12 protein-coding genes, 1 tRNA gene and 1 pseudogene are annotated in these 10,684 nt (G+C 61.6%); 11 read left to right on the forward strand and 3 right to left on the reverse strand.

Going from position 1 to position 10,684, the window contains the following annotated elements; translation table 11 throughout:
• The first annotated feature begins 74 nt into the window (after nucleotides 1-74).
• The 6 genes from cfbE to AUQ37_RS13415 are packed head-to-tail and all read left to right on the forward strand — an operon-like array spanning nucleotide 75 to nucleotide 6,085.
• Entirely contained in the window at nucleotides 75-1,229 is a 1,155-nt protein-coding gene (gene cfbE, locus AUQ37_RS02705; protein ID WP_235584849.1) for a coenzyme F430 synthase, read from the forward strand.
• A complete protein-coding gene (locus AUQ37_RS11990; protein WP_235584844.1) occupies nucleotides 1,226-1,627 on the forward strand; it encodes a nitrogenase component 1 in 402 nt (133 codons plus the stop codon). Before cfbE ends, AUQ37_RS11990 begins: the two co-directional genes overlap by 4 nt.
• Nucleotides 1,573-2,310 carry a hypothetical protein gene (locus tag AUQ37_RS02710; RefSeq protein ID WP_235584845.1) on the forward strand — a complete coding sequence of 246 codons (738 nt, stop codon included), beginning with the start codon at nucleotides 1,573-1,575 and terminating at the stop codon, nucleotides 2,308-2,310. The genes AUQ37_RS11990 and AUQ37_RS02710 overlap by 55 nt, the downstream gene beginning before the upstream one ends.
• 4 nt (nucleotides 2,311-2,314) lie before the next feature.
• A complete protein-coding gene (locus tag AUQ37_RS11995) occupies nucleotides 2,315-3,835 on the forward strand; it encodes a cobyrinate a,c-diamide synthase (protein WP_082662363.1) in 1,521 nt (506 codons plus the stop codon).
• 19 nt (nucleotides 3,836-3,854) lie between these two features.
• Nucleotides 3,855-5,906, forward strand: coding sequence for a UvrD-helicase domain-containing protein (locus AUQ37_RS02720; RefSeq protein WP_235584850.1), 2,052 nt, complete (start codon nucleotides 3,855-3,857; stop codon nucleotides 5,904-5,906).
• Between the two features lie 26 nt (nucleotides 5,907-5,932).
• A complete protein-coding gene (locus tag AUQ37_RS13415; RefSeq protein ID WP_201013663.1) occupies nucleotides 5,933-6,085 on the forward strand; it encodes a topoisomerase DNA-binding C4 zinc finger domain-containing protein in 153 nt (50 codons plus the stop codon).
• On the opposite strand, the gene AUQ37_RS02725 is transcribed toward AUQ37_RS13415, so the two are convergent.
• The 3 genes from AUQ37_RS02725 to AUQ37_RS10660 are packed head-to-tail and all read right to left on the reverse strand — an operon-like array spanning nucleotide 6,079 to nucleotide 7,739.
• Nucleotides 6,079-6,729, reverse strand: coding sequence for a bifunctional precorrin-2 dehydrogenase/sirohydrochlorin ferrochelatase (locus AUQ37_RS02725; protein WP_058747304.1), 651 nt, complete (start codon nucleotides 6,727-6,729; stop codon nucleotides 6,079-6,081). The genes AUQ37_RS13415 and AUQ37_RS02725 overlap by 7 nt on opposite strands.
• A 7-nt stretch (nucleotides 6,730-6,736) precedes the next feature.
• Nucleotides 6,737-7,537 (reverse strand): nitroreductase family protein, encoded by an 801-nt coding sequence (locus tag AUQ37_RS02730; RefSeq protein ID WP_058747305.1) that lies wholly within the window; start codon nucleotides 7,535-7,537, stop codon nucleotides 6,737-6,739.
• Entirely contained in the window at nucleotides 7,518-7,739 is a 222-nt protein-coding gene (locus AUQ37_RS10660; protein ID WP_201013664.1) for a hypothetical protein, read from the reverse strand. Before AUQ37_RS10660 ends, AUQ37_RS02730 begins: the two co-directional genes overlap by 20 nt.
• A 26-nt stretch (nucleotides 7,740-7,765) precedes the next feature.
• Here AUQ37_RS10660 and AUQ37_RS02735 point away from each other — a divergent pair, with 26 nt between their 5' ends.
• The 5 genes and pseudogenes from AUQ37_RS02735 to AUQ37_RS02755 all read left to right on the forward strand — a co-directional run bounded on the left by AUQ37_RS02735 (nucleotide 7,766) and on the right by AUQ37_RS02755 (nucleotide 10,521).
• Entirely contained in the window at nucleotides 7,766-8,239 is a 474-nt protein-coding gene (locus AUQ37_RS02735) for an HD domain-containing protein (protein WP_201013665.1), read from the forward strand.
• Nucleotides 8,240-8,482: 243 nt separating this feature from the next.
• Entirely contained in the window at nucleotides 8,483-8,722 is a 240-nt protein-coding gene (locus tag AUQ37_RS12845) for an AAA family ATPase (RefSeq protein ID WP_058747306.1), read from the forward strand.
• An 8-nt stretch (nucleotides 8,723-8,730) separates the two neighbouring features.
• Nucleotides 8,731-9,396: pseudogene (locus tag AUQ37_RS12000) on the forward strand (AAA family ATPase); the annotation flags it as partial.
• Nucleotides 9,397-9,837: 441 nt separating this feature from the next.
• Complete coding sequence (locus AUQ37_RS12005; protein WP_255354870.1) at nucleotides 9,838-10,218, forward strand: PD-(D/E)XK nuclease domain-containing protein; 381 nt, start codon at nucleotides 9,838-9,840, stop codon at nucleotides 10,216-10,218.
• Nucleotides 10,219-10,445: 227 nt separating this feature from the next.
• Nucleotides 10,446-10,521 (forward strand) — tRNA-Glu (locus AUQ37_RS02755).
• The last annotated feature ends 163 nt before the right edge of the window (nucleotides 10,522-10,684 follow it).

Raw genomic sequence — 10,684 nt, forward strand, 5'->3', positions numbered from 1 at the left:
GTGAAGGTCCGGGAAAATGAAGGTTCTGGTTCTCGATCTGGTCCACGGGGGGGAAGGTCCTCGCGGAGGAGTATCTGAAGAGAGGCGACGAGGTCACCGCCACGGACGTCTACCATGTCACGCCCCGCGATATCCTCGGCGACCTGAAGCACAAGGGCGCGAGGGTCATGCTCGACCCCCCTGCAGAGCACTTCGACCTGCTGGTGCAGCCGATCCACTGCGCGGACAGGTTCATCGGGGAGGCCACCTACGACAGGAGGATCTGGTACTCCGAGGCCGTGGGGGAGTTCATCCATGACAAGAGGTTCAGGGTGGAGATCACCGGGGTCAAGGGCAAGACCAGCACCGCGTACATCCTGGCACATATCCTTTCGGAGCAGGGGAAGTACGTCTACCTGCACTGCTCCCGCGGCATGGGCCCGTACGCCAAAGGGAAGCATTTCATCACCGAGTTCAAGTCGATCGCCCCGCCGATGCTCCTGACCATGCCCAAGGGCGAGTACGACGTTATGGTCTGCGAGGTGTCGCTGGGAGGCTCCGGGAAAGCGGACATCGCCGCCATCACCAACCTGGTCGGGAACCCCGGGATAGCCAAGAACACCCGGACCTCCGAGGACGCCAAGAAGTACGTGCTGACCGACAGGGGCGTCAATATCGTCGCCGAGGAGGAGCAGGGCATATGGTCGAAGTACGGGAAGCCGCTGCGCACCTACGGTCACCGCGTGATCCCGATCGGGAAACCTGTGTTCGGAGAGCCCCTGAAGGTCTCCGTGGAATACCGCGGGAAGCATGAGGCGACGCTCAGGGCCGACTATCTGGCACTCCAGTACCTGAGGTCCTTCGACCTCGCCCTGGAGATCTGCGACGCCATGGACGTGCCCGCCGAGGCCGTTATCGCGGCGATGGAGTCGTTCCCGGGCGTCCCGGGACGCGGAGAGGTCTCCGTGAAAGACGGGGTCAGGTACCTGAAGGACAGGAACCCCGGCATATCCCACATGAGCATCGACTACCTGCTGTCCTGCCTCAAGCAGATGGACGTCCTGGGCAACGCCGTCATCATGATGGACCCGGTGAACCGCAAGGTCTGCGACAAGCTCGACAAGGACGAGATCGGAGAGGTCTGCGCCCGCTACGGGGTGCCGATCGTGCTGACCCAGCCCGGCGAGGAGCAGAAGGTCCCCGAGGGGAAGGACACGGTCATCTGCATGGTCAAAGAGGGGTATCAGTGAGCACCCCGGCCGTGATCCACCCCCGGCCGAACCCCATAGTGGCGGCCATGTACACCCTGCGCGACATGGACGTCGGCGTCATCGTCCTGCACGGCCCGGCCGGCTGCAGCTTCATGGCCTCCCGCCCGCTGGAGAACGCCGGCGTCAGGGTGGTCACCTCCGCCCTGAAGGAGGACGACCTCATTTTCGGGGGCTCCGAGCCCCTGATACGCACGCTCAAGGAGGTCCGCGCCAAGTTCGACCCGAAGACCGTCGCTGTCGTAGCACCTGTGCCAGTTCCATCATCGGCGACGACATCGCCGCCTCCATCCGCCGGGCGGACATCGGCGGGACCGTCTTCGCCGTGGACTGCCACGGCTGCCTCCCGGCCAACACCGAGGGGGCCATCCGCGCCCTGAAAGCGGGCGCGGCGGCCGGCATCATCCCGCAGGCGGAATGCGACAGGCAGACCGCCCTGCTGAAGGCCGCCACGGAGCTGGAGAAGCGCAGGGGGATGGCCGCGAGGACGTACCTGTCGCCGGCGGTCAGCCCGACCAAGCTGCACGTTTGCAGGGGGATCGCGCAGGCCCTGAAGGACGGGAAGAAAGTAGCGGTCGTCATGAACGCCAAGAAGGAGCTTGCCTACCGCTTCGCCGATATGTTCGTGGCCGTGGAAGAGGCCCGCCGGAAACTGGGCGGGAGCACGTTCTTCATGGCGAACATGGACAGGAACCTCGGGCTTCCCCGCATCCGCAGGTACTGCGACAGCATCCTCGCCGAGCTTGATTCCGACGGGGTGAAGATCGACAGGATCGTCGGAGGCCTTGATGAGTACGCAGTGGTCGGCGACCGCATGCAGGCGGAGCTGGATGCGCAGAAGCCCGACCTAACCGTGGTCCTCGGTATCTGCCATGCCCTCCCAGGCCTGAAGAAGGAGGACATCCTCATCACCGACCAGCCCAGGGAGCTCGCGAACTACCTGAACCAGAACTTCCTGCAGGCGGTGGGCGAGGTGTCCAGCCACAACATGGTCATGGGAGCGACCGGCATAGTCCACCTGGAGACCGCCGACACCCTCAGGGAGATCGTCAGGGAGATGTGATCCCGTGAAGGGGATCGTCATATCGGGCACCGGCAGCGGGGTCGGAAAGACCAGCATAACCACCGGCCTGATGTCGAAATTATCGAAACAATACCGGGTGCAGGCCTTCAAGGCCGGCCCGGACTTCATCGATCCGATGTACCACACGGCGGCCACCGGCCGCCCCGGCAGGAACATCGATTCGTTCATGATGGATGACGGGACGATCAGGAACCTCGTCGGCTGGGCCTCCCGCGATGCAGACCTCTGCATCGTCGAAGGCGTCCGCGGGCTTTATGAAGGGTTCACCGGCGACGGGGACGTCGGGTCCACAGCATATCTCGCAAAGCTGCTGGGGTTCCCGGTGGTCCTCGTAGTCGACGCCGGGTCGCTGACCAGGAGCGCCGCCGCCATCATCCGCGGGTTCAGGGACTTCGACCCGGATGTGAGGATCGCCGGGGTGATCCTCAATAAGGTCTCCGGGAAGCAGCATGCGGACAAGCTCGATGCCGCCATGCGCGAGTACTGCCCGGGCATCAAGGTCCTCGGGAAGATACGGAAGGACCGGGAGAACACCCTGGGGCAGAGATATTTGGGTCTCAAGACCCTGCATTCGTTCGAGAAAGGGGAGATCGAGCCCCTCGAGAGGCTGGCCGACGCTGTGGACACCGACATGCTCATGGGGATCGCCGAGGACAGCCCTGCGGGCCTCCCGGAGTCATGCCCCTACACGGTCAGGGAGGCGGGAATGAAGGCCGCCGTCCCCATCGACGATGCGTATTCGTTCTACTACCGCGAGAACCTCGAGTGCCTTGAGGCGTCCGGGATAAAGGTCGAGGCGTTCAGGCCGGCGGACGGGGAGGGGATGCCGGATGCCGACATGGCCTACCTCGGCGGCGGATACCCGGAGCTGTACGCGGATCAGATATCCTCCAACACGGACTTCCTGGAGGGCCTGAAGCAGATGTCGCTCGAAGGGAAGCCCATCCTGGGCGAATGCGGCGGGCTGATGACCATGTGCCGGAGCATGAGGCTCAAGGACGGCTCCGTCCGTAGGATGGCGGGCGTCTTCGATGCCGAGGCCGTGTTCGTCGACGTCCGCCACGGCCCCACCTACATGCTGGCGGAAGGGCTGGGGAACAACCCGCTGTTCAGGGGGCCGATGAAAGGCCACGAGTACCATTACTCCGAGGTGGTCCCCGGGAAGGACTCGGAACTATCGGTCAAGGTCGACCGCGGTCTGGGGATCCGCGGCGGTATGGACGGGCTGACCGCCCGCCGGAGCCTGGGGACCTATATGCACCAGCATGCGCTGTCCTATGCAGACTGGGCCAAGGGCTTCGCCGAAGGCGTGAATGAAGTTATAATCGTCCGGAAGCGAACAGATAATATACCCACACCTCCAAATCCCGCTCATGGCGCGGAGGTTCCCGAATGCAGCCGAGACAGCGGAGGAGATACGCCGCAGGGCCTCCGCCGCGGATGCCATGGTCCCTCCCGAGGACAGGTTCCTGGAGCCGGACGAATGCGACCGCATGCTGGATAAGGCCGGCCGGCTTCTGGACATGAGCGGTTTCTCCCTGTCCTCAGTCTCCGCCAGGAATGCGTACTCCGATCTGAAGCGCAATGTCGGGGAAGCGGTCAACAGGATAAGGCTGCACAACGAGACCCTGGGGAAAGAGAAGGGCGCGGAAGCAGGCAGGATCATCAACCCTGTGGAAGGGCGCGATCTCGACGAACGGCAGCTGCAGGCCATCGCCACCGATGTCCGCAGCAGGCTGGTGGTCGCCGGCGCCGGCACGGGGAAGACGACGGTCATCGTGGGGCTGGTCAAGTACCTCTTGGCCACGGGAAGGGCCCGCCCGGAGGAGATACTGGCACTGTCGTTCACCAACGCCTCCGTCAACGAGCTGGCGGCCAGGCTGCGCGCGGAGACGGGGGAGGAGGTGAAGGTGTCCACCTTCCACTCCTTGGGAATGGGGATCATCGAGGCCGCGGAAGGTTCCCGCCCGATAGTATCGAAGATGGAGATGGGCAGGTTCGTCAGCGACTCGCTGGACATCCTCTCCGAGGTCCCCGGGTACCTGGAGGATGCCGCGGAGTTCATCTCCCTCTCCGGCGGGGAGAGGGACGAGTCCTCCTTCGGAAGCTGGGAGGAGAGGACGGCATGGTACCGCCATTCCCCTCTGAAGAGCCAGAAGGGGGAATCCATGAACCTCTCGGGCGAACGGGAGATCGCCGATGCGCTCTATTTCGGCGGGATATCCTACCGTTTCGACGGGCCGGGGGCGGGTTTCTTCCTGAACGGGAGGAGGATCCGCGTCCTCTACACCGGGATGGGCGCGGACGGGGAGCCGTGCAGGTGGTTCCTGAAGAACCGTCCGAACGCCGAAGAGGAGTACCTGAAGGAGCTTGAGAAGAAGCGGAAATCCGCCGAGGCGGAGGGGTGCAGGGTGATCGAGGTCGCTGCCGGGGAGCGTTTGGCAGGGAACCTGAGGACGCTTCTGGAGAAGAGGCTGGAGGCCGCCGGGGCGGCGTTCTCCGATATCCACCGCGACCGTCTCGAGGACATGGTCGGGAATCCTGTCGTCCGTTCTCAGCTGGTGTCCCGGCTGTCGTCCTCGCTCATACTCCTGCGCGATACCGGCAAACCTCCTGAGGAGGTCTATCCCGACGGGGAACCGGGCGCCGAGAGGCTGATGCTGCGCTCGCTCAGGAAGCTGCTGAACCCCATGGTCTCCGCCTATACCGAGTACCTGCGCCGGGAGGGAGCGGTAGACTTCTCTGACATGCTCAACCTGGCCGCTGAGGAGGTCCGCAGCGGAAGGTACCGCAATCCGTACCGCTGGGTCATCGTCGACGAGTATCAGGACCTGGCCGGGCCGTCGTTCAGGCTGATGAAGGAGCTGCGCGCAAGCTCCGATTACTGCCTCTTCTGCGTGGGGGACGATTGGCAGTCCATCTACCGCTTCAACGGCTCGGATGTCGGGTACATCATGGACTTCGAGAGCCACTGGGGAGGGGCGGAGGTGCTCAGGATCGAGCGCACGTACCGTTTCTCTGGGGAGCTGCTGGAAGCGAGCGGGAGGTTCATCATGCGCAACCCCCGGCAGATCCGCAAGTACCTGCAGGGCGGGGACGGGAACACGTTCCTGGAGGGGCTGTGGGTGCGCCACAGCGGGCCTCCGTTCCCGGAGCTGTCGGATATTCTGGGGAATCTTCCCCGGGGCGCTTCCGTTCTGCTGCTGGGGAGGTACACCTTCGACGAGAAGCTCCTGGAGTATCCGGGCATGGACGCGGGGGATTCGGGAGACGATAAGGTGCTCTTCGAGCCGCGCCCGGACCTGAAGATCAGGTTCCTCACCGTGCACCGCTCCAAAGGCCTGGAAGCGGATTATGTGTTCATAATCAACTGCCGGAACGGCCTTCTGGGATTCCCCAACCTAATGGACGAATCGCCTCTGGCGAAGTTCCTGATGGCCGGGAAGGACGAATTCCCGCTCGCGGAGGAGAGGAGGCTGTTCTACGTGGCGGTCACGCGCGCAGGAAGGGCACGTTCCTGGTACTGGACCCGAAGTCGGAATCCCCGTTCGCGGCCGAGATGCTGTCATCTGTAGCCCTGATAAGGGGGAAGGATTCGCATATGTGCCCCCAGTGCGGGGCGCCGCTGACGCTCCGCGAGAGCAGGTTCGGAACGTTCTGGGGATGCAGCAGGTATCCCGACTGCAGCTATACTCTGAACGAGGAGACGAGATATCAGCATCCCCGTAGAAAAGGGCGCAGATACGGTCAATGATATTTTTCCAAAATCTTCCTGGCTTCCTTCTCAGCCCCTGCCCTGTCTCCGTTCCTGAGGAGGTTCCATACAGCCTCATCGGCGAGCACCTCGGCGAGGAACCTCGCCCGGTCGGGCTGCCTGGAGATCCTTTCCTTCAGGCCCTTCCTGAGCTCGGTGAGCAGGTCGAGCATGTCCTCGTACTCCGGGCCCAGGAAACTGTCGATCTTCGATGCGACGTACGGGGGGAACGCCGGCGCCGAGCCCTCCGAGGACACGGCAACGGTGAAGTTCCTCTTCCTGACCGAAGACGGCAGCAGCAGGTCGCCTCCGCCGTGGGCGGAGTTGGCCAGCACCCCGCATCTCAGCGCCTCGTCCTTTATGGCGGCATTGAGTTCCTGCGAGTTCGTGGCGGCGACCGCGGCGAATGCACCGTCGAGATATCCTGCGACCTCTTCCGGGACGACCTCGGCGATGATCAGCCTGTCCGCCACCTCCGATATCCCGTCGACCGCATCCTCGGCGATGACCGTGATGTCGAAACCCCTGAACTGCCTGCATTTACGATACGCGACCTCTCCTCCGCCGAAGACCACGATCCTGCGGTCCTTCGACGGCTTCAGGAAGACCGGCACCATCCTCGCCTGCTCTTCTTTCCCTGCCATATAAAAATCAGCTCCAATGAACCGAGATGTTCCTCGGCGGCACTGTCCTCGCGAACCTGATCCTGGGATGCCCGCAGACGAAGACGCATTTCAGCTTCTTATCCCGCGGCACATCCGGGAAGAACCCGGCGAACCTCTCCGGGTCCCTCTCGGCCGCCATGTTCATGAAGAGGGAGTAGAACCCTCCCAGCCCTTCTGCATAGAGGGCGAGTTCCGCCCTCGCCATGGCTATGAAGGCATTCGCATCGACCTTCGCGAACGTCAGGATGAGCTGCCTTCCCTCCCAGAGGAAGGGGTGGCGTTTCGGGTCCGGCCGGTCTCCTTCCATCCAGCGGCAGAACTCCTCGATCCTGGGAAGCTCTCCGCGGATTGGCTTCAGGATCTCGTACACCATCTGCATGAAATCATCGAGCCTGTCATCCACGACCGCGAACTCGACATCCTCGTAGTTCATCGCAGTCGGGCTCAGGGCCCCGGCCGCCAGCGCCGGCTCCAGCTCCTCCCTGGTCAGGTTCCTGTCGAACCAGCGGATGCTCCTCCTCTGCTCCAGGAAGCCCATGAACTGCCCGCAATCCAGAACGGGCGTTTTAGCAACAGGCTTCGGGACGTAGTCCGAGCCTTTCACCGATATAACCCCCTTCGGGCAGACGGCGAAGCAGTGGAAGCAGGCGAAGCATCTGTCCCCGGTGTAGACGGCCTTCTTCCCGCGGATCTCGATCGCGTTCCTGATGCAGACAGACGCGCATCTCCCGCAGCCGACGCATACGGAAGGGTCGGCCTCCAGGATATCAGATGCAAGGAACTCCATGGCGGATAATCGCCTTCCAGATATAGAAATACGGACACGTCATGGCGGGGTGCATGGATGCGGACTGGGAGGCCAGGGCAGAGGCGTACATAACGGGCGTGTTCGCGGCTGATTCATCGGGGCACGATATCTGGCACAGCATCAGGGTGTACAGGACGGCGATGTCCATCTGCTCGGAGGAGAAAGGAGCCGACCCGGTCATCGTCGGGGCCGCCGCCCTGCTGCACGATGTCGACGACAGGAAGCTGGGAGGGGACTGCGGGCCAGCCGAAGGCCAGGTACTTCCTTTTGAAGGTGCATGCGACCGAGGAGGAGACCGAGGCGGTGCTCAGAGCGATTTCCGAGGTCCCGTTCAAGGCATCCGGAACCGTCGTCCCTTCTTCGTTGGAAGGCAAGATCGTCCAGGATGCGGACAGGCTCGATGCAATAGGGGCGATAGGGATAGCGAGGGCCTTCGCCTACGGAGGGGCCCACAAGAGGCCGATGTACGACCCATTCGCGAAGTACAGCGGGGATCCGACCGAGGAGGAGTACCTGAGAGGGTCTCCCGATACCATATCCCACTTCCGCCAAAAGCTGCTGAAGCTGAAGGGCATGATGAACACGGAGGCAGGGAAGAGGATTGCGGAGCACCGCCATGAGGTGCTGGAGAGTTTTCTTGAGGAGTTCGCCGACGAGTGGGAGGGGAAGTTCCGAACGTAACAGGTCTGGATCCCCGGAAAGAGCATGCTGCCGCGGCACAGCATATGCTACGAGTTTCATGGATCGCTCATTCCGGATGTGCCAGACGCAGTTATATGCTATGAATCTGAAATTCAGCATCTGAAGAAATCCGGTCACAGCGATATTGGATCAGAGGCTGAGAGGACCCGGAATTTTGTTCGGCGCCGATGCTGAGTTCCCGCTGACTGCCGCATCCGGGTTATAAGTAAACCGTTTCCGCGTATGCTCTCCATGGGACATCTCGGTTCCGAGGATCAAAGAGAGAAAGGGAAGGACAGTGATTTAAACACGGCAATCGATTGGAAGTCCATGGAAGCGGCGATCGGCATCCAGAACTTCAGCGAGGTACGCGACAAGGGAGCGTACTACGTCGACAAATCGGAGCTCATCGGCAGGATCCTCGAAAAAGGTCCACGAAGGCCTTCCTGTTCACAAGGCCCAGGCGCTTCGGGAAATCGCTAAACCTCAGCATGCTGGACGCCTACCTGAACCAGAGATACAAAGGGAATTCCTGGTTCGACGGGCTGAAGGTCTCCGAGCTCAGACCGGACGACCCTCTGAAGAACTCCTTCCCGGTCATCTCCGTCGACATGAAGACGATGTACGGGGACAACTACGAGGACACCGTGGATGCAGTCCGCGCCGGCATGATGAAACTGTTTCAGAGATTCGGAGAGCTGGACGGTTCGGACAGGCTTTCCCCATCGCAGAAGAAACTGTACAGATCCATCGCCGATGGCGAAGAGGGTATCGGAGCGCTGCAATCGGCCCTGAGCTTTCTGTCGGGCTTCTTGAAGTAGCATTACGGGAAGAAAGCGGTCATCCTCGTCGACGAGTACGACACGCCCATCAACAGCACCTGCAGCCTGGATGATTCGAAGCGCATCCTGGGATTCTTCCGCAATTTCCTGTCGGACGCCCTCAAAGGGAACGACTCGCTGGAGTTTTCGGTCATGACCGGCATCATGCAGATATCGAAGGAGAGCATCTTCAGCGGGCTCAACAACCTCAGAGCAGACAGCATCCTGTCCGCCGGATTCGATGACATGTTCGGGTTCACGGAGCCGGAGGTCCGGAAGCTATGCGCGGACTTCGGAAGCCCTGAGAAATTCGCGGAAGCGAAGGAATGGTACGACGGCTACCGCTTCGGGAACGCAGACTTGTACAATCCGTGGAGCATCCTCATGTACGTCAGCGAGAAGTTCACGCCCGGGAAGTATTGGGCAGGAACCAGCGGCAACAGCATCATAGCGGATCTGGTGAACAACGTCGATCATGATATGTTCGGGGATCTCAAAATACTTGAATCGGGAGGTTCGATATCTGCGGATATCGAAATGTCCGTTACGTTCGAAGGTCTCCGCGACCCCGGCGGCAAGGACATCTACTCCGTTCTGGCCGCGTCGGGATACCTCCGCGCGGAGATGGACGGAGGCCATTACAGGCTCACCATCCCTAACAGGGAGATGCAGAAGGTCTACTGCGATGCCGTCATCGGGGCTCTTGGGAGGTTCAGGGACGTGAGGAAGCCGGTCGATGGCTTCTGCAGCGCTGTGCTGAAAGGAGACGTGAAGGCGATGGAAGAGTCTCTGCAGAATGTTCTGGACGCTCTTGCGAGCATTAGGATCCTCGATTCGGAGCACGTCTATCAAATGATGGTCCTCATGATGCTTGCTCGCCTCAGAGGCACCTGCGAGGTTGATTCCGACCATGAGGCAGGGGACGGCTACTACGATATCCGCGTCCTGAGCCTCGTCCCGAGGAGTCCGAGCATCATCATCGAGATCAAGCGCTGCAGAACCGCCAAGCAGGCCGAGACGGCGGCGAAGGCGGCGATAACCCAGATCCGCGACAGACGGTACTTCTCAGGTCTGAAGGGTGAGGCCATCCTTTACGGCGTTGCCTTCTTCGGGAAGAAGACGAAGATTGCCGTCGAGCGCATTTCCTGCGGTAAATGATGTTTCCCGGGATTACCTTTCCGAAAGTCGTCCGAGGGCGATGCCCTTTTCTGCGCAACGACGAATCATGGAACGGCGGAGATACGAAAGTGTGGCTTCTGCCACATGCCTGCTGTCGAGCACTGACAGATTGTTTCTGGGATCAGATTTCAGCAATGCCTCGGGGCCTGGTTCACGGTTCTTCCAGCGTAACTATTATAAACAACATCTGAATGTGGAAGAATACTGCTCCTGTAGTGTAGCGGCCAATCATGAAGCCCTCTCGAGGCTTCGACATGGGTCCAAATCCCATCGGGAGCACCATTCTACTTATTCCATTCAGGCAGCGCCCGCCACCTAGGCCTCCCGGTGGGAGACCCCCCTCGCCCTCAGCCTGTTGTAGAGGGCCGAGACCACCGAGTCCTCGGCGGTGCGGACGTGGACGATCGCCGACTGGCACAGCAGCCTGCGCATCTCTCTGTCGCCG

Source organism: Candidatus Methanomethylophilus sp. 1R26, from assembly GCF_001481295.1.
In the GTDB taxonomy this organism is placed as follows: domain Archaea; phylum Thermoplasmatota; class Thermoplasmata; order Methanomassiliicoccales; family Methanomethylophilaceae; genus Methanomethylophilus.

Coding starts and splice junctions, on each gene's coding strand:
- AUQ37_RS02720 (WP_235584850.1), top strand. CDS start 3,855: ATGAGCGGTTTCTCCCTGTCCTCAGTCTCCGCCAGGAATGCGTACTCC.
- AUQ37_RS13415 (WP_201013663.1), top strand. CDS start 5,933: ATGTGCCCCCAGTGCGGGGCGCCGCTGACGCTCCGCGAGAGCAGGTTC.
- AUQ37_RS02725 (WP_058747304.1), bottom strand. CDS start 6,729: ATGGCAGGGAAAGAAGAGCAGGCGAGGATGGTGCCGGTCTTCCTGAAG.
- AUQ37_RS02730 (WP_058747305.1), bottom strand. CDS start 7,537: ATGGAGTTCCTTGCATCTGATATCCTGGAGGCCGACCCTTCCGTATGC.
- AUQ37_RS10660 (WP_201013664.1), bottom strand. CDS start 7,739: ATGACCGGGTCGGCTCCTTTCTCCTCCGAGCAGATGGACATCGCCGTC.
- AUQ37_RS02735 (WP_201013665.1), top strand. CDS start 7,766: ATGTCGACGACAGGAAGCTGGGAGGGGACTGCGGGCCAGCCGAAGGCC.
- AUQ37_RS12845 (WP_058747306.1), top strand. CDS start 8,483: ATGCTCTCCATGGGACATCTCGGTTCCGAGGATCAAAGAGAGAAAGGG.
- AUQ37_RS12005 (WP_255354870.1), top strand. CDS start 9,838: ATGGAAGAGTCTCTGCAGAATGTTCTGGACGCTCTTGCGAGCATTAGG.